This window comes from Hyphomicrobium sp., from assembly GCF_009026145.1.
Classification (GTDB): Bacteria; Pseudomonadota; Alphaproteobacteria; order Rhizobiales; family Hyphomicrobiaceae; genus Hyphomicrobium_A.
Map to the genome: position 1 here is coordinate 337,164 of NZ_WBUE01000001.1, position 22,367 is coordinate 359,530.

Here is a 22,367-nt window from a genome sequence, read left to right on the forward strand (position 1 = left end):
AGTCCACGCTCCATGGTTCACTTCACGCTTCCCCGGAATTCCAAAGTCGTGCGCGGCAAGACCTGGAACCAACCCGAAGGCAAGGGCACGTGGAAGGAATTCCGCATCTACCGCTGGGACCCGGAGGGCGATGAGAATCCGCGGCTCGACACCTACTGGGTGGACACCGAGCGCTGCGGGCCGATGGTCCTCGACGCCCTCATCAAGATCAAGAACGAGATCGACACCACCGTGACCTTCCGGCGTTCCTGCCGCGAGGGCATTTGCGGCTCGTGCTCGATGAATATCGACGGGACGAACACGCTCGCCTGCCTCAGGGGCTATGAAGACATCAAGGGGCCGGTGAAGGTCTACCCGCTGCCACATATGCAGGTGGTGAAGGACCTCGTCCCCGACATGACCAACTTCTACGCCCAGCACCGCCTGATCGAGCCGTGGCTGAAGACGGATACGCCCGCCCCGCCAAAGGAATGGCGGCAGTCGCACGAGGATCGCCAGAAGCTCGACGGCCTCTACGAGTGCATCCTGTGCGCCTGCTGCTCGACCTCCTGCCCCAGCTACTGGTGGAACTCGGACCGCTATCTGGGGCCGGCGGCCCTGCTGCAGGCGTTCCGCTGGGTGCAGGACTCGCGCGACGAGGCGACCGGCGAGCGGCTCGACAACCTCGAGGACCCGTTCCGACTCTACCGCTGCCACACAATTCTCAACTGCACCAAGGCATGCCCGAAGGGGCTCAATCCCGCCAAGGCCATCGCCGAGCTCAAGAAGCTGATGGTCGAGCGCCGCGTCTGACGCTGCGCACGGGGCAGCAGACGGCTGCCAGGAGGCGCAATGCTCGACCACATCGGCTTTCCGGTCACCGATTTCACCCGCTCGAGGGCGTTCTACGTGCGCGCGCTCGAGCCGCTCGGCTATCGCATCATCAAGGAGGTCGTCCTGTCGGAGGACGGTGAGGACGGTTACGCCGGCTTCGGGCGCGATCGCCCGCAGTTCTGGATCGGCACCGGCAAAGCGCTGGTGGGGCGCTTGCACGTGGCCTTCATGGCCGATAATCGCGCTGCCGTGCGCGCCTTCTATGCGGCAGCGCTGGCCGCCGGGGGCAAGGACAACGGCGCCCCGGGGCTGCGCCCGCACTACCACGAGAACTACTACGGGGCCTTCGTGCTGCATCCCGACGGCCACAACATCGAGGCCGTGAACCACCTGCCGGAATAGCGCCGGCGGGGCGAAAACAAGCCAAAAAACAGCGAAATTTGCCAAAAGAAAAGACCGGCGGCGCGTTTCGCGACCACCGGTCTTGAAGGGTTTGAAGGCTGGGCGCCGGAGCGTTCGTCAGCCTTCGATATCGCGCGGAACGAGGGGAACTGGCGCGTACCCGGCTGCTTTACGCAGCTCGACGGGCCTTCTTGGCCGGCTTGCGGGCGGCCTTGCGCGCCGTCTTGCGGACGGTCTTGCGCGCCGTCTTACGGGCGGTGGACTTCTTCGCGGCCGCGCGGCGAGCCGGGGCCTTCTTCACTTTGCGCTTCACAGCTTTCTTGACCATTGGAGTCTCTCTCTTTCTAGGTTCTGTTTCTATCTCTCTCAGTTCGAATCACTCGAACTAAAAAATCATGTGCAAGTTCGAACATTTTGTTGACACGAAATTGCAAATTGAAAGCTAACACGCGCGCATTCAATCGCGTGTGTTGCGAGAAATCATCATTTTTGTCGCCTTTCGAAGGGCCTGCAGCGTCGTGTGCAGACTCTCGTTGCGCATTTCGCGACTGCTATGACGCGCGTATGAGTGGCGCAAAGCGAGCGAAATGATGTGCGGCTTTGCCGACCTCAGGCGGCTTTGACGACGCGATTTTGCAGATCGAGCACCGCCATCATGTAGCCGAGACGGTCCTCGACGGCCTCGGCAAGCAGCGAGAAATAGTTCGGCCCCTGCGGGACGATCTCGCCGATCACCTCGCCGTACTCGAAACGTAGATCCGCTTCGTAGCGGCGGGCAATAGCCTGCATCTTGCTATTGTCGGCGAGGCAGCTGAGACAGAGGTGCTGGACGCCACGATTGCGGGCGGCGCGAATAACGCGCCCCATCAGCTCGGTGCCGATGCCGTGCTCCTGCAGCGGCTGCTCGACGGAAAAGGCGGCTTCCGCCTCGCGCCCCCAGGTATCTCCCAGCTTCTTGAGCTCGGCGGCGGCGCGTACCTCCTCACCGTCGAAGAAGCCGTAGACAATGCCCCCCATGTCGGCCATGCGGGCCGCGTAATCCTCGATAAACGCGTCGGAAACGCCGTGGGCGAAGCGGTTGCGGCGGCTCGCTTTGTCGAGACGCAGTAGGTGATCGCGGAATTTCGGTGCCTCCGCCGGCCACAGCTTCCTGATGGTGCCGTGGGGCAAGTGATGCTCGCTCATGACGAGTCCCTCCGCATCTCAAGTCGAGGCCTACCGCCGGCCTCGACGGTCGCGCCCCGATGCGCACCGTAGGTGGTGGCGCGCCCTTCTATTGCACTGCACAATATGCGACTGCCGTGGCGGGATTTCCATTGCAGAAGCGCAGCCGAGGGGCGCGATTGCCCGTCACACGGGCGCCAGCGCATCGGTGACATTCGGTCGCGGGATTGCGTTTTGCCCACGTTTGACGCAACTCGGCGATGCAGGGACTTGGAGACGAATGACGCAATCCCCCCTCGACCGCTTGCGCGCGCAGGTCGGCGCCGGTGAGCTTGAAACCGATGCAGCGCAGCTTGCGGTAGCGGCGCGCCTCGATGCGCTGGCGCGCCGGCTGAATGGCTGGCGGCCGGCGCGCAACGGACTGCTGTCACGTTTCTCGCGCAGCAACGGCCCGGCACCGCGCGGGCTCTATATCCATGGCGACGTCGGCCGCGGCAAGACGATGCTCATGGATCTGTTCTTCGCCTGCGCCCGCTTCGCCCCCAAGCAGCGCTGCCATTTCCACGAATTCATGGCCGACGTGCATGAGCGGATCGCCGCGACGCGGCGGGAGGTCGAGGGCGACCCAATCCCGCATGTGGCGGCGGGCGTCGCCGCAGCGGCCGCACTGTTGTGCTTCGACGAGCTGCAGGTGACGGACATCGCCGACGCGATGATTCTCGGCCGGTTGTTCAAGCATCTTTTCGAGCGCGGCGTCGTCGTGGTGGCGACCTCGAACTCGGCCCCGGAGGCGCTCTACGAGCACGGCCTCAATCGACGGCTGTTTTTGCCCTTCATCGCACTGATTGCCGAGCGCATGGACGTCGTCGAATTGAGGTCGGCAAAGGACTTCCGGCTGGAGAAGCTGGCCGGGCTGCCGCTCTATTTTGCTCCCGCGGATGCGCGCGCCACGGCCGAGCTCGATGCCCACTGGGACCGGTTGACCGGGCGCCACCCGGGCGAAGCCGAGACGCTGGAGGTGAAAGGGCGGAGCGTGCGCGTGCCGCTGGCCTCCATGGGCATCGCCCGATTCAGCTTCGGCGATTTGTGCGAAGCCCCGCTCGGCGCACTCGATTACCTGCGCCTCGCGCACACCTATCACACGGTGCTGATCGACGGGATTCCGGCTATGGCACGGGAAAAGCGCGATGCCGTCCGCCGCTTCATCAACCTCATCGACACGCTCTACGACAACAAGGTGTGCCTCATCGCCTCGGCGGCGGCCGAGCCTGATGCGCTATGCCAGGACGATGCGGCGGCCAGGGCGTTCGCGCGCACCGCCTCGCGCCTCATCGAGATGCGCAGCGAGGCATACCTCGCCGGGCGCGCCGTTCGCGGCCATACCGACCCGGACCCCGAACCCTGAGCCGCCCGGCCCCTCAGGGAGAGATCGAGCACACGCGCGTCGACCCTGTCAGCGGGGCAGTACGGCCTTGGGGGAGGCGCGCTTCGGGTTGATGCCGATGCCGAACGGCCAACCGCTCTCGCCTGCCACAACCGTATCATTGCTGCTTGTGGCGCTGCCGTTGCGGGCGTTGGCGAGGCGGCGCGCACCAGCGCGTCGGCCATAGAGTAGGACGGCGCCCTTGACGTCGCCCGGCTGCAGGCCGGCCTGCTTCTCGTCGTAACGGTACGACATGAGCTGCCCGGCGGCACTCGGATGATCGAGGCCGATGGCGTGGCCGATCTCATGCGCGATGGTGTAGCGCAGGTCGTAGACGCCGAGCCGGCCGTCGAAGCCGATCTTCCATGGCTGCTTGGGGTTGAGACAGATGAGCGAGCGAGCGATGACCTTCCTTTCGCCGGTGCCCTTCTTCAGCTCGACGTTGGTGAAGGCGCGCCCAACCGGTGCCGCCTGGGCGCCGATGACGATGCCCGCGGCAGCGGGATCGGCAGTCTCGCGAAAGGTGATGTTGGCGACCTTCTCCCACATGCGGAAGGCGGCCGAGACCTCGCCGCGGAATTGCCGCGCCTTGATGTGCGAAGGCTCATAAGCGCGCGCCGGCGGGAGCATCGCCGCACAGTTGCGGGCGCCCGGGGTGGTGATTGGTCCGGTGGCGAAGGTATAGGTGACAACGGCGCTGCGCCCGAGGGCCGGGCTCTGCCATTTGACCGATTGGTTCTCGAGATCGAGCAGTCGGAAGCCCAAGAAGGCCTCTGCGTCCTCGGCGCCCGCGACGCCACTCCCCAGCAGCGTCAGCCCAACGGCCAGTCCGACAAATCGTGCGGCTCGCAAAACCCCTCCCAGCTCCCCCGCATGCGCAGCGGGACCATCGCTCCTGTAAGACCCTCGGGGCCTGGCCTCGGGCGCGCGTTCGCGCGCCTCAAGGCGCGTCAGAACGTGCCCGATCGTCGGGCTTTCCCTGCTCGGAGGCCTAGTCTAAACGTAGTCGTGACCGAGTTGTGGCGGGTTCGAAGGCCTGCGGGGCATCGCCGCACAAATCAATTTTCATGGATAAGAGGGAGCTCGAGACGGATGGCGCGGACGAAGATCGCCTTGATCGGCGGTGGCATGATTGGAGGAACGCTCGCGCATCTGATCGGGCTTAAGGAACTGGGCGACGCCGTCGTCTTCGATATCGCCGAGGGTCTGCCGCAGGGCAAGGCGCTGGATCTCGCCCAGTCGGGCTCGGTTGAGGGCTTCGACTGCCAGATGCGCGGCACCAATGCCTACGCCGACATCGAGGGCGCCGACGTGTGCATCGTCACCGCCGGCGTGCCGCGCAAGCCGGGCATGAGCCGCGACGACCTTATCGGCATCAACATCAAGGTGATGGAGCAGGTCGGCGCCGGCATCAAGAAATACGCCCCCACCGCCTTTGTCGTCGTTATTACGAACCCGCTCGACGCCATGGTCTGGGCGCTGCAGAAGGCCTCCGGCCTGCCGCGCAACATGGTGGTCGGCATGGCGGGCGTGCTCGACACAGCCCGTTTCCGCTACTTCCTCGCCTCCGAGCTCGGCATCTCGGTCGAGGACGTAACGGCCTTCGTTCTGGGCGGCCACGGCGACGACATGGTGCCGCTGGTGCGCTACTCGACGGTTTCCGGCATCCCGCTCCCCGACGTCGTGCGGATGGGCTGGATGCGCCAGGAGCGGCTCGACGAGATCGTCGACCGCACGCGCAAGGGGGGTGGCGAGATCGTTGCCCTTCTGAAGACCGGCTCGGCCTACTACGCCCCCGCTTCCTCGGCGCTGGAGATGGTCGACAGCTACCTGAAGGACAAGAAGCGTATCCTACCTTGTGCCGCCTACCTAAACGGCGAGTACGGTGTTAAGGGCCTCTACGTGGGCGTGCCGGTGATCATCGGTGCCGGCGGCGCCGAGCGCATCATCGAGATCGACCTCAACGCCGCCGAGCGCAACATGTTCATCAAATCGGTCGAGTCGGTGAAGGGCTTGGTGGATGCCTGCACCAAGATCGCCCCGCAGCTCGGCGCTTAGGGCGAGCCGCTTCCTAAATCCTATGCAAAGCAGGAGCGCTGCATGAACATCCACGAGCACCAGGCCAAGGAGCTCTTGCGCCAGTTCGGCATTCCAACCCCGGACGGCATGGTCGCCTTCTCGGTGCGCGAGGCCGGCGAGGCAGTGCAGCAGCTCCCCGGTCCGCTGTTCGTGGTCAAGGCGCAGATCCACGCCGGCGGCCGCGGCAAGGGCAAGTTCAAGGAAGCGGCGGCGGGCGAAAAAGGCGGTGTGCGCCTCGCCAAGTCGCGCGCCGAGGTGCAGTCGTTCGCCGAGCAGATGCTGGGCAATACGCTGGTCACGGCGCAGACCGGGCCCGAGGGGCGCGTCGTCAACCGCATCTACGTCTCGGACGGCATCGATATTGCGCGCGAGCTGTACCTGTCGGCGCTCGTCGACCGCGCCACTTCGCGCGTCGCCTTCATCGCCAGCGCCGCGGGCGGCATGGACATCGAGCAGGTCGCGCACGAATCCCCGGAAAAGATCATCTCGGTGACCATAGACCCGGCGAGCGGCTACATGCCGTTCCACGGTCGGCGCATCGCCTTCGCGCTGGGTCTCGAGGGCAAGCAGATCAGCGCCTGCATCAAGCTCGTCGGCGATCTCTACAACCTCGTGCTCGCCAAGGACATGAGCCTCTTGGAGATCAACCCGCTTATCGTCACCAAGGATGGCACCCTGTCGTGCCTCGATGCCAAGATGAGCTTCGATTCGAACGCGCTCTACCGTCATCCCGATATCGTCGACATGCGCGATTTGACCGAGGAGGACCCGGCCGAGGTCGAAGCCTCCAAGCACGATCTCTCCTACGTCAAGCTCGACGGCACCATCGGCTGCATGGTGAACGGCGCCGGCCTCGCCATGGCCACCATGGACATCATCAAGCTCTATGGCGCCGAGCCAGCGAACTTCCTCGACGTCGGCGGCGGCGCCTCGAAGGAGAAGGTGCAGGCGGCGTTCAAGATCATCCTCTCCGACCCGGCCGTGAAAGGCATCCTGGTCAACATCTTCGGCGGCATCATGCGCTGCGATATCATCGCCGAGGGCGTGGTCGCGGCAGCGCGCGAGATGGGCATCACCGTGCCGCTGGTGGTGCGCCTGGAAGGCACCAACGTCGAGCTGGGCAAGAAGATCCTCGCCGAGAGCGGCCTCAAGATCGTGCCAGCCGACGATCTCGGCGACGCCGCGCAGAAGATTACGGCAGCCGTAAAAGAGGCGGCCTGACCTTTAGGGCGGTGCTGACCCCGGTCAGCTGCCGCACTTTACCGCCATATGCCCAAAAAGTCTGTCTTGATGCAGTGCAAAAATGGGCTCAAAAGGAGCGCGCGGACGCCTCGCTCAGGCGTCAGGCGCAACGGGCGGTGTCATGGCTATTCTCGTAGACAAATCAACGAAGGTCATCTGTCAGGGCATCACGGGCAGCCAGGGTACCTTTCACACCAAGCAGGCGAAGGCCTATGGTACCAAGATCGTCGGCGGCGTGACCCCCGGAAAGGGCGGCTCCAAGCACCCTGACGAGGAGCTCGCTGACGTGCCGCTGTTCGACACGGTGGCCGAGGCGCGCGCCGCCACGGGTGCCGACGCGACGTCGATCTACGTGCCGCCGCCGTTCGCCGCCGACGCCATCCTGGAAGCGATCGACGCCGGCTTCCCGTTCATCGTCGCCATCACCGAGGGCATCCCGGTGCTCGACATGGTGAAGGTGAAACGCGCCCTCGATGGCTCGAAATCTCGCCTCTTGGGGCCGAACTGTCCCGGCGTGCTGACGCCCGACGAGTGCAAGATCGGCATTATGCCCGGCAACATCTTCCGCCCCGGGCGCGTCGGCATCGTCTCGCGCTCGGGCACGCTGACCTACGAGGCGGTGAAGCAGACCTCCGACGCCGGTCTCGGGCAGTCGACCGCCGTCGGGATCGGCGGCGACCCGATCAAGGGTCTGGAATTCATCGAGGTGCTGGAGTTGTTCCTCGCCGATAAGGAGACCGATTCGATCATCATGATCGGCGAGATTGGCGGCTCGGCCGAAGAGGAAGCCGCGGACTTCGTCAAGGCCGAGGCGCGCAAGGGACGCTCCAAACCCATGGTCGGCTTCATCGCCGGCGCCACGGCGCCACCCGGCCGGCGCATGGGCCATGCCGGCGCCATCATTTCCGGCGGTAAAGGCAAAGCCGAGGATAAGCTTGAGGCCATGCGCTCCGCCGGCATCGCCATCGCTTCGAGCCCTGCCGCGCTCGGCACCACACTAATGGATGTCCTCAAAGCGCAAACGAGACATGCCAAACTGGCGGAGTAGGCGTATGCTGCACTGCACACTCGATTGTTCGCCGACCGCGCGCCCACCCTACATTTGACCTGCGCGCCCCGTCTGCGCTGCATCAACGACGCGTTGAGACCCAGCAATGACTCGCAAGCCCCTAAATGAAGCTTTCCTCCGCACTTCGTTCCTGAGCGGCGCCAATGCCGCCTACGTCGAGGACATGCAGGCCGAGTATGAGCGCAACCCCGGCTCGGTCAGCGACGAGTGGCGACACTTCTTCGAAAGCCTCAACGAGGAGCGTTCCGGCGCGCGCAACGGCGAGCGCGGGCCGTCCTGGGGCGTTCCGGCGCCGGAACTCCTGGAGAATGGCGATCTCGTCGCCGCGCTGACCGGCGAGTACGAGGCGAGCGAGCGCTCGATCCGCACCGCTCTGCACGCCAAATCGCACGCGCTCGGCTTCGAGATGACGCCGGCCGCGTCGCTGCGCGCGACGCAGGATTCGATCCGCGCGCTGATGCTAATCCGCGCCTATCGCGTCATGGGCCACCTCGCCGCCGACCTCGATCCGCTGGGCCTCGCCGACCGCAAGGTGCATCGCGAGCTGAAGCCCGAGACCTACGGCTTCACCGAGGCCGACCTCGACCGCCCGATCTTCATCGACCGTGTGCTCGGCCTGGAGACGGCGACCATGCGGCAGATCCTGCGCATCGTGCGGCGCACCTACTGCCGGCACATCGGCGTGCAGTACATGCACATCACCAGCCCGTCGCAGAAGGCGTGGATCCAGGACCGCATCGAGGGCGAGGAGAAGGACATCCGTTTCACGCCCGAAGGGCGGCGCGCCATCCTCAACAAGCTGATCGAGACGGAGACGTTCGAGAAGTTCTGCGAGGTGAAGTACACGGGCACCAAGCGCTTCGGCATCGACGGCGCCGAGGCGATGGTGCCGGCGCTGGAGCAGATCATCAAGCGCGGCGGCCAGCTCGGGGTGAAGGAGATCATCATCGGCATGGCGCATCGCGGGCGCCTCAACGTGCTCGCCAACGTCATGGCCAAGCCACACCGCGCCATTTTCCACGAATTCAAGGGCGGCTCGTTCAAGCCGGACGACGTCGAGGGCTCGGGCGACGTGAAGTATCACCTCGGTGCCTCGTCGGACCGCTCCTTCGACGGCAACAACGTGCACCTGTCGCTGACCGCCAACCCCTCGCACCTCGAGATCGTCGATCCCGTCGTGCTCGGCAAGGTGCGCGCCAAGCAGGACCAGCGCGGCTGCGCCCCCGGCGAGCGCACCCCGGTGCTGCCGCTGCTCATTCACGGCGATGCGGCCTTCGCCGGTCAGGGTGTCGTCGCCGAGTGCTTCGGCCTCTCCGGCCTCAAGGGCCATCGCACGGGCGGCTCGATCCACTTCATCATCAACAATCAGATCGGCTTCACCACCAACCCGCGCCATTCGCGCTCCTCGCCCTACTGCTCGGACGTGGCGCGCATGATCGAGGCGCCGATCTTCCATGTGAACGGCGACAATCCGGAAGCCGTGGTGCACGTCGCCAAGATCGCCACCGAGTTCCGGCAGAAGTTCCAGAAGCCGGTCGTCATCGACATGTTCTGCTACCGGCGCTACGGCCACAACGAGGCCGACGAGCCGATGTTCACGCAGCCGCTGATGTACAAGGCGATCAAGTCGCATCCGACAGTGATCGATATCTACTCCAAGCGGCTGGCCGAGGAAGGCGTCGTGTCGCTGGAGGACAGCCAGCGCATGCACACGAGCTTCCGCGCCCACCTCGAGGAGGAGTTCGCCGGCGCCGACAGTTTCCTCCCCAACAAGGCCGATTGGCTCGACGGCCGTTGGGCCGGCGTGGGCTTCGCTGAGGACGACGCACGCCGCGGCGTGACCGGCGTCGCCATCGACCGGCTGCAGATCATCGGCCGGCGCATCACCAGCGTTCCACCCGACTTCAACGCCCACAAGGTCGTGCGCCGGCTGCTCGAGCGGCGCCGCGAGATGGTCGATACGGGCGAGGGCATCGATTGGGCGATGGGTGAGCATCTGGCCTTCGGATCCTTGCTCTCCGAAGGCTATCCGGTGCGGTTGGCGGGGCAGGACTCCGAGCGCGGCACCTTCTCGCAACGGCACGCGGTGCTGATCGACCAGGAGACCGAGCGCCGCTGGACGCCGTTGAAGCACGTCGCCAACGACCAGGCGAGGTTCGAGGTTATCAACTCGATGCTGTCGGAAGAGGCGGTGCTCGGCTTCGAGTACGGCTACTCGCTCGCCGAGCCTAACGCGCTCGTCATGTGGGAGGCGCAGTTCGGCGACTTCGCCAACGGCGCGCAGGTGGTATTCGACCAGTTCATCTCGTCCGGCGAGCGCAAGTGGCTGCGCATGTCGGGCCTCGTCTGCCTGTTGCCGCACGGCTACGAGGGGCAGGGGCCGGAGCATTCCTCGGCGCGGCTCGAGCGCTATCTGCAATTGTGCGCGGAGGACAACTGGCAGGTGGCGAACGTGTCGACGCCCGCCAACTACTTCCACATCCTGCGCCGGCAATTGCTGCGCAAGTTCCGCAAGCCTCTCATCCTGATGACGCCGAAGTCGCTGCTGCGGCACAAGCGCGTCGTCTCGCGCCTCGATGAAATGGGGCCCGGCACGACGTTCCATCGCCTGCTGTGGGACGACGCCGAGCACAGGCCCGACGACAAGATCAAGCTCGTTCCAGACGAGAAGATCCGACGCGTCGTTCTATGCTCGGGCAAAGCCTATTACGACCTCTACGATGCGCGCGAGGCCGCCGGCGTCGACAACGTCTATCTACTGCGCGTCGAGCAGCTCTATCCATTCCCGGCGCGCGCGCTGATGCACGAGCTCGGCCGCTTTTCGCAGGCCGAGATGGTTTGGTGCCAGGAAGAGCCCAAGAACATGGGCGCATGGAGCTTCATCGAGCCGAACCTGACTTGGGTGCTGGAGCGCATCGACGCCAAGCACAAGCGGCCGATCTACGCCGGTCGTCCGGCCTCGGCGTCGACCGCGACCGGGCAATTGTCGAAGCACCTCCATGAGCAGAAGGCGCTGGTTGAGGCGGCGCTGACGGGCGGCTCGAGCAGTTGAGCAGTCTGCGACGAGGTGGTCGCGGGCACACATTCGCGGGGAAGTGAGATTAGAGATGGCGACCGAAATTCGCGTACCGACCCTGGGCGAAAGCGTCACCGAGGCGATCGTCGGGAAATGGTTCAAGAACACCGGTGACGCGGTCAACGTCGACGAGCCGCTGGTTGAGCTCGAGACGGATAAGGTGACGGTCGAGGTTCCGGCGCCCGTTTCCGGGGTGCTCGGCGAGATCAAGGTCCCCGAAGGACAAACGGTGGCCGTCGGTGCACTGCTCGGGGCCATCAGCAACGGCGCCACGGCAACCGAGGCCAAATCGGAAAAGGCGGCCGCCGTGCCGCCGCCTCCTGCCGCTGCCAAAGCGGCTGCCGAGAAGCCGGCGAAGAGCGACGGCAACAAGGTCGACATGCCCCCCAGCCCGGCGGCGCGCAAGAAGCTCGCCGAGGCCGGCATCGACGCTGCCGACGTGGCGGGCTCCGGCAAGCGCGGGCAGGTTCTGAAGGAGGACGTGCCGGCGGCCAGGGCGAAGGCGCCAGGGCCGGAAGCTCAGGCAGCAGCGCCAGCGACGCAGGTCCCGGCTGCAGCGCCGACCCGCGGTCTCGCCCCGATGCCCGTGCCGGTGCAGCAGCTGCGCGTACCGTCGGCGCTCAACGACGCGGCGCGCGAGGAGCGCGTGCGCATGACGCGCCTGCGCCAGACCATCGCGCAGCGCCTCAAGGACGCGCAGAACACCGCCGCCATCCTGACGACGTTCAACGACGTCGACATGGGTGCGGTGATGAAGCTGCGCAACGAATACAAGGCGTTGTTCGAGAAGCGCCACGGCGTGAAACTCGGCTTCATGGGCTTCTTCGTGAAGGCGTGCCTGCAGGCGCTGAAGGAGATTCCCGCGGTCAACGCCGAGATCGACGGCGACGAGATCGTCTACAAGAACTATTACCACATCGGCGTCGCCGTCGGCACCGAGCGCGGCCTCGTCGTTCCGGTGGTGCGCGAAGCCGACCGCATGAGCCTCGCTGAGATCGAGACGCAGATCACCGACTACGGCAAGCGAGCGCGCGACGGCAAGCTCGGCATCGAGGACATGCAGGGCGGCACCTTCACCATCACCAACGGCGGCGTCTACGGCTCGCTGCTGTCGACGCCCATTCTCAATGCGCCCCAGTCCGGCATCCTGGGCATGCACCGCATCGAGGAGCGGCCCGTGGTCCGCAACGGCCAGGTGGTGGCGCGGCCTATGATGTATTTGGCACTCAGCTACGATCATCGCATCGTCGACGGCAAGGAAGCGGTTGCTTTCCTTGTTCGCGTCAAGGAATGTCTCGAGGATCCGCAACGGTTTCTTCTCGAGCTCTAAGGTCCGCTATGGCTAAGGGGCGTGCAGCATGGCGGAGGAAGAAGACATTACCTCGTCGATCGAAGTTTACTTGACGGTGGAGAATGGCCTCGACGCCATCGCCTTCTACGAGAAGGCGTTCGGCGCCAAGGTTGCCTACAAGGAGCTGACCCCGGACGGCACGCGTGTGCAGCATGCCTCGCTGTACGTCTTCGGCGGTCATTTCATGCTGTCGGACTACTTCCCCGACTACATAACGGATGTTGCGCCGCGTTCATCGAACGCTTTGGGGAGCATGACTGTGCAGATCAACCTGCACACGCCGCTCGAGGTCGACGGCGCCATTGCGCGCGCCGCGGGCGCCGGGGCCACCGTCACCATGCCGGCGAGCGACACCTTCTGGGTGATGCGCTACGGGCGCATACGCGACCCCTATGGCTACGTCTGGGCCTTCAGCGCACCGCTACCTCTGGGAACCTGAACGGAGAAGACCCGTGTCCGCTTTTGATCTGATCGTCATAGGCGCCGGGCCCGGCGGCTATGTCTGCGCCATCCGCGCCAGCCAGCTCGGGCTGAAGGTGGCCATCGTCGAGAAGCGTGCCACGTTCGGCGGCACCTGTCTCAACGTCGGCTGCATTCCCTCCAAGGCGATGCTGCACGCTTCCGAGCTCTACGAGGAGGCGGGGCACCACTTTGCCGCCATGGGCATCGACGTGAAGCCGAAGCTCGATCTCGCCAAGATGCTCGCCTTCAAGGACGAGGGCGTGAAAGGCAACGTCGACGGCGTCGCCTTCCTGTTGCGCAAGAACAAGGTCGACCATTTCCACGGCACCGGGCGCATCAAGGCGCCGGGCAAGGTCGAGGTGACGTTCATCAACGGCGAGAAGCAGGACGTCGACGCCAAGTCGATCGTCATCGCCACCGGGTCGGCGGTCGCCAAGCTGCCGGGCATCGACATCGACGAGGAAGCGATCGTCTCCTCCACCGGCGCGCTGTCGCTGCCGAGGGTGCCGAAGCGGCTGCTGGTGATCGGCGCCGGCGTCATCGGGCTGGAGCTCGGATCAGTGTGGCGGCGACTCGGCTCGCAGGTGACGGTGGTCGAGTTTCTCGACCGCGTCCTGCCCGGCACCGATGGCGAGGTCGCCAAGCAATTGCACCGGCTGCTCGGCAAGCAGGGCATGACGTTCAAGCTCGGGCACAAGGTGACTGCCGTGAAAAAGAACGGCGCGGCGCAGAGCGTCACCATCGAGCCGTCGAACGGCGGCGACAAGGAGACGCTCGAGGCCGACGTGGTGCTGGTCGCCATCGGCCGGGTGCCGTTCACCGACGGGCTCGGCCTCGCCGAAGCCGGTGTGAAGCTCGACAACCGCGGGCGCGTCATCGTTGATGCGCACTATCAGTCGAGCGTGCCGGGCATCTACGCCATCGGCGACGTGATCGACGGGCCGATGCTGGCGCACAAGGCCGAGGACGAGGGGATTGCCGTCGCCGAGCTGCTCGCCGGCCAGGCCGGGCACGTGAACTACAACGTCATCCCCAACGTCGTCTACACGGCGCCGGAGGTGGCGAGCGTCGGCAAGTCGGAGGAGGAGCTGAAGGCGGCAGGCGTCGCCTACAAGGTCGGCAAGTTCCCGTTCACCGCCAACGGCCGCGCCAAGTCCAACCGGGCGACCGACGGCTTCGTGAAGGTCCTTGCCGACGCGGCGACGGACCGCGTGCTGGGCGTGCACATCATCGGCGCCAATGCGTCCGAGATGATCGCGGAAGGCGCGGTGCTGATGGAGTTCGGCGGGTCGGCCGAGGATCTCGCCCGCACCTGCCATGCGCATCCGACGCTCACCGAGGCGGTGAAGGAGGCGGCGCTCGCCGTCGACAAGCGCGCCATCCATTTTTAGGACACTGCCGCTGTTCCAGCCCCTCACCCGGCTGGCGCGCCTCGCGCGTCCAGCCGGCCTCTCCCCATGGGATAGGCTAAGGGAGCGGCGCCCCTTCACCAACCTCTCCCGGCGGGAGAGGTCGCGCGCAAATGGCGCATTCTGCGCGATAAGCGCGGGTGAGGGTTATGCGATTGAAGTTACTCGATTGGGGAGATGGTGTAGCCGCTCTCGCGCAGCAGCGCGACGAGGCCCTTGTCGCCCGGCAGATGCAGCGCCCCGACGGCGATGAACACGCCGCCCTTGTCGAGCAGCGGCTCGGCGACGGCGCGCATCTTCTCGTTGCGCTCGGTCAGCAGCTTCTCCTGGAAGCCGGCGAAGGCCTGGTCGGTCACGCCGGCCTGCTGCGCCAGCGCGATCTGGAACGGCATGGCAGCGCTGATCTTGCGCGAAAGATACAGCTGCACCAGCGTTTCCATCATGTCGTTGGTACGGTCGGCGAACTTCAGGCTGGCACGCAGCATGTCGATCTGCTGCTGCTCGGGGACGGCGGCCAGCGATTCGAGCTGGGCGGGGATCGTTTCCAGGCCGACGACGTCGAGCCCGCGCGCCTTGCCGATCTCGGCAATCTTCATGTCGAGCACGCGCGCACCCTGCTGCACCTTGTTGCGCTCGCAGTCCGACACCGAGAGGATCATGGTGACGATCCACGGCTTGAACGAGGCGGCGAGATCAACCGGCATGCCGGAACGGGCGATGATCGTCTTGACCGCGTCGTACTCAGTGTTGGACAGCAGGCTGTCGAGGCGGCGCCCGTCGGTGAACATGACCAGCGGGGCCGACTGGGCGATCACCGATGCGGTGGCGGTTTCCGACAGGTCGGAGACCTCGAGGGCGACGACCTTGGCCTCGTTGAGGCCGGCCTTGACGGCCGGCGACAGGCTGGTGACGCGCTCGTCGGTCAAGTGCACGGTGCCGAACAGGTACGACGCCGGGCGGCCGTCCTTCTCGATCCTCCACAGGATGGCGCCGGCGTTCTTGGTCGCGGCGGCCTCGGCCATGATGCGGCTGTAGGTCTGCGGGTCCCTGGCCGCCGTCTCGGCCAGCATGTCGACGCCGCGGCACGTGTCGGCGGCAGCGCCCTTGTCATCAGCACGGACGCTGGCGTGTGGCAGGGCGGCGGCGATAGCCAAGACGGCGAAGGCGAAAACCAAACGTAGGCGCATGCGACTTCTCAAAGCTCCGATGCGAATGCGGGGACTGCCCCGCCATTAGCGCGTTCCCGCCGAAGAAAAGAGGCAAAATTACGTCAAGGTTTACGGAGCTTCTCGCGTAACGCCCGGAAATAGGGTTTCACGAGCGCGGATGCGCGGCATCGTAGACGTTGAGCAACCGGTCGCGGTCGACTTCGGTATAGGCCTGCGTGGTCGACAGGGAGGCGTGACCGAGCAGCTCCTGGATCTGCCGCAGATCGCCGCCGGCCGACAAAAGATGCGTGGCAAACGAGTGCCGCAGGGCATGCGGGGTCGCAGTCGGCGGCAGATCGAGCGCCTCGCGCAGGTGCTGCATAGCGAGCTGGATAATACGTGGCGACAATGGCCCACCCTTGGCGCCACGGAACAGAGCCGCGTCGGACTCCAGCGGGTAGGGGCACAGCGCCATGTAGCGCTCGACGGCCGCGCGCACCACAGGCAGCACCGGCACCAGGCGCTCCTTGCCGCCTTTGCCCTTGATGCGCAGCACGTCGCGACCGGCGGTCGGCGCGTCCTTCACTTTGAGGCTCAATGCCTCGGCGATGCGCAAGCCTGAGCCGTACAGCAGCAGCAGCGCGGCGGCGTCACGCGCGTGTACCCAATCGAACTCGGCCGCCGGGCCCCGATCGACGACGTCGGCCGCCTTGGCGACGGTCAAGGGCTTGGGCACCGAATGCGGCACCTTGGGCATGGCGAGCTGCAGGATGGCGCGGTTGTCGATCAACGCCTGTGCCTCCAGCCAGCGGAACAGCTGGCGCAGCGCCGACAGCGAGCGGGCGAGCGAGCGGCTGACCGTGCCGGTGCGGCGGCGGGAAGCAAGGAAGCCGCGGAAGGCCTTGAGGTCGAGGCGGGCAAGGTCGGCGAGACAGGGCGGATGGCCGAGTTGCACTCCGAGGTAAGCGAGGAACTGGCGCACGTCGCGCGCGTAGGCTTCGAGCGTCTTTTCTGCGTGCCCGCGCTCGTGCCGCAGGTGGGCGAGCCAGGCGGCGACGGCGCGCTCCAGGTCGACGCTCAGCGGCAGCTCCAGCTCGGCGGCTTCTTCGGACATTGAGAACCATCCCCGCAGCGAACGGCCCCCTCACCCGGCGCTCGATGCTTCAGCATCTCGCGCCGACCTCTCCCCGCCGGGGAGAGGTTAAGTGGATCGATCGTTCCTTCACCTCTCCCAGAGGGAGAGGTCGAAAGCGATCGCAAGATCGCTTGCGGGTGAGGGGTTGTGTCGTCAGCGAACGATTAATACGGCAAAGCTAGCCGATTCGCGGCGGCAAGCCGTTAATCAGCGTTGTGCGGCTCCGGCAGAGCGGCCGCCGCGCGCAGACGTGCCTCCAACGCATCGATGCGGTCGAGCAGCTCGAGCGCCAGGGCGACGCCCGGCAAATTGACGCCGAGATCGCGCTGCAGGCGGCGGGCTTTTTCGACGCGCACGATGCTGGTCGCCGAGAACCGCCACTGCGGTGCCGCTGCACCGCGCGGCTCGATGACGCCTTCATCGACGAGCTCCATCACCCACTCGGCGTGTACGCGGCAGGCGCGCGTAAGCTCGGAGAGCGAGATCTCCTCCTCATCGAGTACGACGAGCGGTTGCTTGGTGTCGGCTGGCATCTCTCACACTCCCAAGCTGGCGCGCGGATTGAACGGCAACTCGCGCTCCATCTGCCGGTAGATGTCTTTCGCCTTGTCGGTATCGGCCGGCGGCAGCTCGATCCTTAGCACGGCGTGCAGGTCGCCCGGCGGCGAGCCGGGGATGCCTTTTCCCTTGAGGCGCATGGTACGACCCCTAGTCGAGCCGGGTGGTATCTTTAGCATCACGGCGCCTTCCGGAGTCGGGGCCTTGACGCTGGCGCCGAGCGCCGCCTCCCAGGGCGTCACAGGCAGATCGAGGTAGACGTCCTTGCCTTCGACGCGGAATAGGGGATCGGGCGCGAACGCCACCTCGAGGTAGAGGTCGCCCGGCGGCCCCTTGCCGATGCCCGGCGCGCCCTGGCCGGCGAGGCGGATGTGCTGGCCCTCGCGAATGCCCTTCGGAATGGTGACGCTGAGCGTGCGGTCCTTGAGAATGACGTGCCCGCTGTCGTCGACCTCCGGCACGCGCAACGTAATCGAGCGCTTGGCGCCGGTGTAGGCGTCGCGCAGGTCGATGACGACCTTGGCGTGATGGTCCTCGCCCTGGGCGTGAAACTCGCGGTGTCCGGCAAAGCCGCCGCGGCCGCCGCCGGCACGGGCACGGCCGAACAGGCCTTCGAAGAAATCGCTGAACTGCGCGGCATCGGCGCCGGTGTAGCCGCCGCCGGAGAATTCGAAGCCCGCATCCCAGTTCGGCGGCGGCCGGAACTCCTGGCCCTGCTGCCAGTTGGCGCCGAGCTGATCATAGGCGGCGCGCTTCTCCGGGTCCTTCAGGACTTCGTAGGCTTCGCCGGCATCCTTGAACTTGGCTTCTGCGCCGGCTTCCTTATTCACGTCAGGATGATAGGTGCGTGCAAGCTTGCGGTATGCACGCTTGATGTCGTCCTGCGTGGCGCCGCGCTCGACGCCGAGGATCTTGTAGTAGTCCTTGTATTCCATGGGGCAACGCGTTCCTCGGGTGGGCCGGGCAGCCGCCACCATAGCGGCCGGCCCTCGATCCCCGGTTAATCTGTGGTATCGGCAAGGAATATCGGCGGCAGCCGGCGCCGACTCAATGCTCCACGGCCGATGCCATGCCCGCCTTGGGGTCGCCGCGCCGGCCGCCTAGGCTGCATCCGACGAATCGCCCGAAGGTCGCCGCCGCCGATGCACAGCCTGCTCGATCCGCTGGAGACGAACGCGCGCGCCCGAACGCAGCTGGCGCCGGTCGTGCTCGCCGTGGCGCTCGACCAGACCTACGACTACCTGGTGCCGCCGGGGCTGGAGCTGGAGCCGGGCTGCTTCGTGCTGGTGCCGTTCGGGCCGCAGAGCCGCATCGGCGTCGTCTGGGATAAGGCGGTCGGCGAGCCCGGCAAGCCGGTCGACGCCAAGAAGCTGAAAGCCATCACCGCCCGCCTCGACGCCCCGCCGCTGCCCGCGATCTCGCTGCGCTTTGCCGAGTGGATCGCGCGCTACACGCTCAGCCCCCTCGGCATGACGGTGCGCATGATGATGAGCGCGCGCGCCGTGTTCGAGCCGCAAAAGCCGCGCTTCGGCGTGACGCTCGTCGAGGGCGCGCCAGAGCCGCCGCGCCTCACTCCGGCGAGGAAGCGCGCGCTGGAGGTCGCCGGCGACGGCGCCATCCGCGCCAAGGCGGCGCTCGCCGCCGCGGCGGAATGCTCGACGGGCGTGATCGACGGCCTCGTCGCCTCCGGCAACCTCATCGAGGTGGCGATCCCGGAAAAGCGCCCGCCGCTGCCGGACCCGAACCACCGCGCCACCGAGTTCACGCCCGAGCAGGCCGCCGCCGTGCACACGCTGCGCTCCGCCGTCGATGGAGCGAACTACTCCGTAACGCTGCTCGACGGCGTCACCGGCTCCGGCAAGACCGAGGTCTATTTCGAGGCGGTGGCGCGCACGCTGGAGCGCGGCCACCAGGGCCTGATCATGCTGCCGGAGATCGCGCTCACCGACCAGTTCATGCGCCGCTTCGAGGCGCGCTTCGGCGCTTCCCCGGTCGAGTGGCATTCGGCGCTGTCGGGTCCCGAGCGCGGGCGCGTGTGGCGGCAGACGGCGACCGGCGAGGCGCGCGTCGTCGTCGGGGCGCGCTCGGCGCTGTTCCTGCCGTTCTCCAACCTCGGCCTCATCATCGTCGATGAGGAGCACGACGCCGGCTACAAGCAGGACGACCGCGTGCACTACCAGGCGCGCGACATGGCGGTGGTGCGCGGCAACCTCGGCGGCTTCCCGGTGATCCTCGCCTCGGCGACGCCGTCGATCGAGACGCACGTCAACGCGCGCACCGGGCGCTATCGCCACGTCATTCTGCCGGGACGCTTCTCCGGCGCTTCGCTGCCCGACGTCACCGCCATCGATCTGCGCTTAACGCCGCCCGACAAGGGCAAGTGGCTGGCGCCGCCACTGGTGGAGGCGATCACGCGGACGCTGGCCGACGGCCAGCAGGCGCTCTTGTTCCTCAACCGGCGCGGCTATGCCCCGCTCACCCTGTGCCGCTCGTGCGGGCACCGCATCGAGTGCCCGCAGTGCACGGCATGGCTGGTCGAGCACCGCTTCCGCAACAAGCTGCACTGCCATCACTGCGGCTTTTCCATTCCGCTGCCCGAGAAGTGTCCCAAGTGCTCCGAGCCGGGCTCGCTCGTCGCCTGCGGGCCGGGTGTGGAGCGCGTCGCCGAGGAGGTGGCGGAGCGCTTTCCCGAGGCGCGCGTCGCGCTGCTGTCGTCCGACCTCGTGCCGGGCCTCACCGAGATGCGCGACATGATCCGCGATATCGAGGCGGGCGGCATCGACATCGTCATCGGCACGCAGATGGTGGCCAAGGGCCATCACTTCCCCAACCTGGCGACGGTCGGCATCGTCGACGGCGATCTGGGCCTCGCCCAGGGCGCCGATCCGCGCGCCGGCGAGCGCACCTTCCAGCTTCTGCACCAGGTGACGGGCCGCGCCGGGCGCGCGCTGGCCGAGGGGCGCGGCTACGTGCAGACGCACATGCCCGACCATCCGGTGATGGCGGCGATCATCTCCGGCGACCGCGAGGCGTTCCTCGAGCGCGAGATCGCTTCGCGGCGCAAGGGGCTGCTGCCGCCGTTCGGGCGGCTGGTGGCGCTCATCGTCGCCGCGCGCGACAAGGAGACGGCGCAGCTGATCGCCCGCGACATCGCCCATCGCGCCCCGCGTTCCGAGGTGATCGAGGTGCTGGGCCCGGCGGAGGCGCCATTGGCGGTGATCCGTGGCCGGCATCGCTGGCGGCTCTTGGTCAAAGCCCCGCGCGAGATCGACGTGCAGGCCTATTTGCGCGCCTGGCTCGCCGAGCTGCCGCCCCTGAAGGGCGACGTGCGCCTTACCGTCGACGTCGACCCGTATAGCTTTCTTTGAGGCTCGCCCGGGCGCCATGAGGTCCGCTGACGACCCCAGGCCGAAGTGGAGCGACGCGGCTGCTACCGGCGAGCTTATAGGCAACTTGCGGTAGCAGGGCGCGCCTAGCTATTCTTTCCGAGGCAATGCCTGAAAGCTGCGTGACAAGAGGCACCGCCGCCATCTCGACGCTCATTCAACGAGTACCCTCGGGCATAAGAATTTCCATTGACGTCTTACAATCAGACATTTTGCGGGGACGCATGAGCCAAGCCGAGTCAGACTTGTCGAACCTCGACGCCCTATATGGCGAACTCAGGAGACCGCGCCCAGGTCCGGGCCCAACCAAGCGCCCACTAGGCTATGACGACTGGGAAAAGCGCTATCCGCCTGCGTCGCTAATAAAACTAACTCAATCGACAGCCGATTCGTTGAAACTGCTGCTGCAGCAAATCTCTAATGGCTGCCCCATTGGACGAACGCTTGTAAACGATATTATATTAATTTGGCTGGTCGACGCCACGGGCAACATCTTTGTTTCCATTGAGGAGTTGGTCCTCCAGACTGTGCCCCAGACCGTTCCGAAGTTTCAGAGCGTCCCTTTGACCAAAGATTGCGACAAACTAGGTCATCCATCCTTGATTTTGGCAGGTGATGCTCGCATAGCCGGAGAGATCCGTTACCTCGCGGATCGAAGCCCCGCCATTTGGATTATTAACAATGCATCTTGGCGGTATGGACTATATGACGGACGAACTTCGACCCATTTAAATCAGGTAGTTATAAAATTTAAACAATTTGGAATTCACCTGGAGCCCAACTTCCTCCAACCCAGGAAGGAAGTGTGATGGACCAGATCGGTCAGTTAAGGTTTCGTGCTCTATTAAACAGCGACTATAAAGCGCTGTCCGACAAACTCGCTGCGCATCCCGAACTTGTCGACCCGTACTTGGACAATCTGCTTTCGGAGCTTGGCGGCGAAGCGTACGGGCAGCCTAATGATCCGGAGCACGTATATATTGTCGCCTTGGCCCACCATAACAACTTTTCGTCGGCCTCCTTGTCTCAAATAATCGACGGATTGAAACGGCGCAAACCGTCTAGCATGATAGATCAATTTATAGAGGCGGCTCAGCCCGAAATTGCAGCCCAGCCCAAAGGCTCATCAGAATTGAGCGTCCGCAGAACTTTCGACTCGGCCAAATCTCGTCAGCTCTACAAGGAAATTCTTCGCGCGATCAAGAACAGGAAGATCGCACATATTGAGGATTTGGTAGGCCAACTGCTGGCAGGCTACCGTCCGTATTTAGAGAGTACAGGTGATGCAACACATTTCGTGCTCAACTCTAGCAATATCGCCTATTCGCTTATTCGTTCGAGCAAGCTGCATGGTCGCGCTGCGCTAAAGTTGGCTGAGTCCCTAATAGTTGCCGCATTGCAGTGGTCCCCATTTAATGAGTATCTATGGAATCGTTGGGCGGAATGCTACATTATTGGAGCGGATATAGAGACAGCGGAGCTCCTGCAATGGGAGTCAAGACGGAGGCTACCATTCAATACCACTGACCTGAGACCCGACTTCCCTCCAATCAGGAGTAGAGTCCTGGGCTGAAGTTTTGGCCCGAGCCGGTCGTTGCGGCAAGGGCCAGATGGTGATCTCGGAACTCCTCCGGCGTCCTGTTGGCGAGC

At 65.4% G+C, this 22,367-nt stretch carries 18 protein-coding genes and 1 pseudogene; 12 read left to right on the plus strand and 7 right to left on the minus strand.

All coding sequences use genetic code 11. The features are described 5' to 3' along the window. The first annotated feature begins 12 nt into the window (after positions 1 to 12). Both F9K20_RS01760 and F9K20_RS01765 read left to right on the plus strand, forming a co-directional pair. Positions 13 to 792 carry a succinate dehydrogenase iron-sulfur subunit gene (locus tag F9K20_RS01760; RefSeq protein ID WP_290997096.1) on the plus strand — a complete coding sequence of 260 codons (780 nt, stop codon included), beginning with the start codon at positions 13 to 15 and terminating at the stop codon, positions 790 to 792. A 39-nt stretch (positions 793 to 831) separates the two neighbouring features. Further along, on the plus strand, positions 832 to 1,215 hold the full coding sequence (locus F9K20_RS01765) for a VOC family protein (RefSeq protein WP_290997097.1): 384 nt from the start codon (positions 832 to 834) through the stop codon (positions 1,213 to 1,215). A 169-nt stretch (positions 1,216 to 1,384) separates the two neighbouring features. On the opposite strand, the gene F9K20_RS01770 is transcribed toward F9K20_RS01765, so the two are convergent. Further along, positions 1,385 to 1,543, minus strand: coding sequence for a hypothetical protein (locus tag F9K20_RS01770; RefSeq protein WP_290997098.1), 159 nt, complete (start codon positions 1,541 to 1,543; stop codon positions 1,385 to 1,387). Positions 1,544 to 1,824: 281 nt separating this feature from the next. Then, positions 1,825 to 2,400, minus strand: coding sequence for a GNAT family N-acetyltransferase (locus tag F9K20_RS01775; protein ID WP_290997099.1), 576 nt, complete (start codon positions 2,398 to 2,400; stop codon positions 1,825 to 1,827). Positions 2,401 to 2,659: 259 nt separating this feature from the next. Here F9K20_RS01775 and zapE point away from each other — a divergent pair, with 259 nt between their 5' ends. After that, positions 2,660 to 3,784, plus strand: coding sequence for a cell division protein ZapE (zapE, locus tag F9K20_RS01780; RefSeq protein ID WP_290997100.1), 1,125 nt, complete (start codon positions 2,660 to 2,662; stop codon positions 3,782 to 3,784). 48 nt (positions 3,785 to 3,832) lie between these two features. On the opposite strand, the gene F9K20_RS01785 is transcribed toward zapE, so the two are convergent. Next, a complete protein-coding gene (locus F9K20_RS01785) occupies positions 3,833 to 4,654 on the minus strand; it encodes a matrixin family metalloprotease (RefSeq protein ID WP_290997101.1) in 822 nt (273 codons plus the stop codon). A 240-nt stretch (positions 4,655 to 4,894) separates the two neighbouring features. Between F9K20_RS01785 and mdh the strand changes: the two genes are divergently transcribed. The 7 genes and pseudogenes from mdh (at position 4,895) to lpdA (ending at position 14,472) form a co-directional block, all read left to right on the plus strand. Beyond that, entirely contained in the window at positions 4,895 to 5,860 is a 966-nt protein-coding gene (gene mdh, locus F9K20_RS01790; protein ID WP_290997102.1) for a malate dehydrogenase, read from the plus strand. 39 nt (positions 5,861 to 5,899) lie between these two features. After that, positions 5,900 to 7,102, plus strand: a pseudogene (gene sucC / locus F9K20_RS01795) (ADP-forming succinate--CoA ligase subunit beta); the annotation flags it as partial. A gap of 142 nt (positions 7,103 to 7,244) precedes the next feature. After that, a complete protein-coding gene (gene sucD / locus F9K20_RS01800) occupies positions 7,245 to 8,171 on the plus strand; it encodes a succinate--CoA ligase subunit alpha (protein ID WP_290997104.1) in 927 nt (308 codons plus the stop codon). Positions 8,172 to 8,277: 106 nt separating this feature from the next. After that, positions 8,278 to 11,244 carry a 2-oxoglutarate dehydrogenase E1 component gene (locus F9K20_RS01805; RefSeq protein ID WP_290997105.1) on the plus strand — a complete coding sequence of 989 codons (2,967 nt, stop codon included), beginning with the start codon at positions 8,278 to 8,280 and terminating at the stop codon, positions 11,242 to 11,244. A 55-nt stretch (positions 11,245 to 11,299) separates the two neighbouring features. After that, entirely contained in the window at positions 11,300 to 12,598 is a 1,299-nt protein-coding gene (odhB, locus tag F9K20_RS01810; protein ID WP_290997106.1) for a 2-oxoglutarate dehydrogenase complex dihydrolipoyllysine-residue succinyltransferase, read from the plus strand. Positions 12,599 to 12,626: 28 nt separating this feature from the next. Beyond that, positions 12,627 to 13,058 carry a VOC family protein gene (locus tag F9K20_RS01815; RefSeq protein ID WP_290997107.1) on the plus strand — a complete coding sequence of 144 codons (432 nt, stop codon included), beginning with the start codon at positions 12,627 to 12,629 and terminating at the stop codon, positions 13,056 to 13,058. 13 nt (positions 13,059 to 13,071) lie between these two features. Beyond that, entirely contained in the window at positions 13,072 to 14,472 is a 1,401-nt protein-coding gene (lpdA, locus tag F9K20_RS01820; RefSeq protein WP_290997108.1) for a dihydrolipoyl dehydrogenase, read from the plus strand. 179 nt (positions 14,473 to 14,651) lie between these two features. Here the strand turns inward: lpdA and F9K20_RS01825 are convergent, their stop codons facing one another. From F9K20_RS01825 to F9K20_RS01840, 4 genes are all read right to left on the minus strand, one after another. Continuing rightward, complete coding sequence (locus F9K20_RS01825) at positions 14,652 to 15,677, minus strand: TraB/GumN family protein (RefSeq protein ID WP_290997109.1); 1,026 nt, start codon at positions 15,675 to 15,677, stop codon at positions 14,652 to 14,654. A gap of 127 nt (positions 15,678 to 15,804) precedes the next feature. After that, positions 15,805 to 16,752: a tyrosine recombinase XerC gene (locus F9K20_RS01830; protein ID WP_290997110.1), complete on the minus strand. Its 948-nt coding sequence runs from the start codon at positions 16,750 to 16,752 to the stop codon at positions 15,805 to 15,807. Between the two features lie 224 nt (positions 16,753 to 16,976). After that, positions 16,977 to 17,306, minus strand: a complete 330-nt coding sequence (locus F9K20_RS01835; protein ID WP_290997111.1) for a chaperone modulator CbpM — start codon at positions 17,304 to 17,306, stop codon at positions 16,977 to 16,979. Between the two features lie 3 nt (positions 17,307 to 17,309). Continuing rightward, on the minus strand, positions 17,310 to 18,266 hold the full coding sequence (locus tag F9K20_RS01840; RefSeq protein ID WP_290997112.1) for a DnaJ C-terminal domain-containing protein: 957 nt from the start codon (positions 18,264 to 18,266) through the stop codon (positions 17,310 to 17,312). Positions 18,267 to 18,473: 207 nt separating this feature from the next. Here F9K20_RS01840 and F9K20_RS01845 point away from each other — a divergent pair, with 207 nt between their 5' ends. Next, positions 18,474 to 20,699 (plus strand): primosomal protein N', encoded by a 2,226-nt coding sequence (locus F9K20_RS01845; protein WP_290997113.1) that lies wholly within the window; start codon positions 18,474 to 18,476, stop codon positions 20,697 to 20,699. 826 nt (positions 20,700 to 21,525) lie between these two features. Further along, positions 21,526 to 22,290, plus strand: coding sequence for a hypothetical protein (locus F9K20_RS01850; protein WP_290997114.1), 765 nt, complete (start codon positions 21,526 to 21,528; stop codon positions 22,288 to 22,290). Positions 22,291 to 22,367 lie beyond the last annotated feature (77 nt).

What these genes read in the sequence shown, in the direction of transcription:
- F9K20_RS01835 (WP_290997111.1), bottom strand. Translation starts at nt 17,306, where the DNA reads ATGCCAGCCGACACCAAGCAACCGCTCGTCGTACTCGATGAGGAGGAG.
- F9K20_RS01845 (WP_290997113.1), top strand. Translation starts at nt 18,474, where the DNA reads ATGCACAGCCTGCTCGATCCGCTGGAGACGAACGCGCGCGCCCGAACG.
- F9K20_RS01765 (WP_290997097.1), top strand. Translation starts at nt 832, where the DNA reads ATGCTCGACCACATCGGCTTTCCGGTCACCGATTTCACCCGCTCGAGG.
- F9K20_RS01775 (WP_290997099.1), bottom strand. Translation starts at nt 2,400, where the DNA reads ATGAGCGAGCATCACTTGCCCCACGGCACCATCAGGAAGCTGTGGCCG.
- mdh (WP_290997102.1), top strand. Translation starts at nt 4,895, where the DNA reads ATGGCGCGGACGAAGATCGCCTTGATCGGCGGTGGCATGATTGGAGGA.
- F9K20_RS01830 (WP_290997110.1), bottom strand. Translation starts at nt 16,752, where the DNA reads ATGTCCGAAGAAGCCGCCGAGCTGGAGCTGCCGCTGAGCGTCGACCTG.
- F9K20_RS01805 (WP_290997105.1), top strand. Translation starts at nt 8,278, where the DNA reads ATGACTCGCAAGCCCCTAAATGAAGCTTTCCTCCGCACTTCGTTCCTG.
- F9K20_RS01770 (WP_290997098.1), bottom strand. Translation starts at nt 1,543, where the DNA reads ATGGTCAAGAAAGCTGTGAAGCGCAAAGTGAAGAAGGCCCCGGCTCGC.
- odhB (WP_290997106.1), top strand. Translation starts at nt 11,300, where the DNA reads ATGGCGACCGAAATTCGCGTACCGACCCTGGGCGAAAGCGTCACCGAG.
- F9K20_RS01840 (WP_290997112.1), bottom strand. Translation starts at nt 18,266, where the DNA reads ATGGAATACAAGGACTACTACAAGATCCTCGGCGTCGAGCGCGGCGCC.
- F9K20_RS01850 (WP_290997114.1), top strand. Translation starts at nt 21,526, where the DNA reads ATGGACCAGATCGGTCAGTTAAGGTTTCGTGCTCTATTAAACAGCGAC.
- F9K20_RS01815 (WP_290997107.1), top strand. Translation starts at nt 12,627, where the DNA reads ATGGCGGAGGAAGAAGACATTACCTCGTCGATCGAAGTTTACTTGACG.
- F9K20_RS01825 (WP_290997109.1), bottom strand. Translation starts at nt 15,677, where the DNA reads ATGCGCCTACGTTTGGTTTTCGCCTTCGCCGTCTTGGCTATCGCCGCC.
- sucD (WP_290997104.1), top strand. Translation starts at nt 7,245, where the DNA reads ATGGCTATTCTCGTAGACAAATCAACGAAGGTCATCTGTCAGGGCATC.
- F9K20_RS01760 (WP_290997096.1), top strand. Translation starts at nt 13, where the DNA reads ATGGTTCACTTCACGCTTCCCCGGAATTCCAAAGTCGTGCGCGGCAAG.
- zapE (WP_290997100.1), top strand. Translation starts at nt 2,660, where the DNA reads ATGACGCAATCCCCCCTCGACCGCTTGCGCGCGCAGGTCGGCGCCGGT.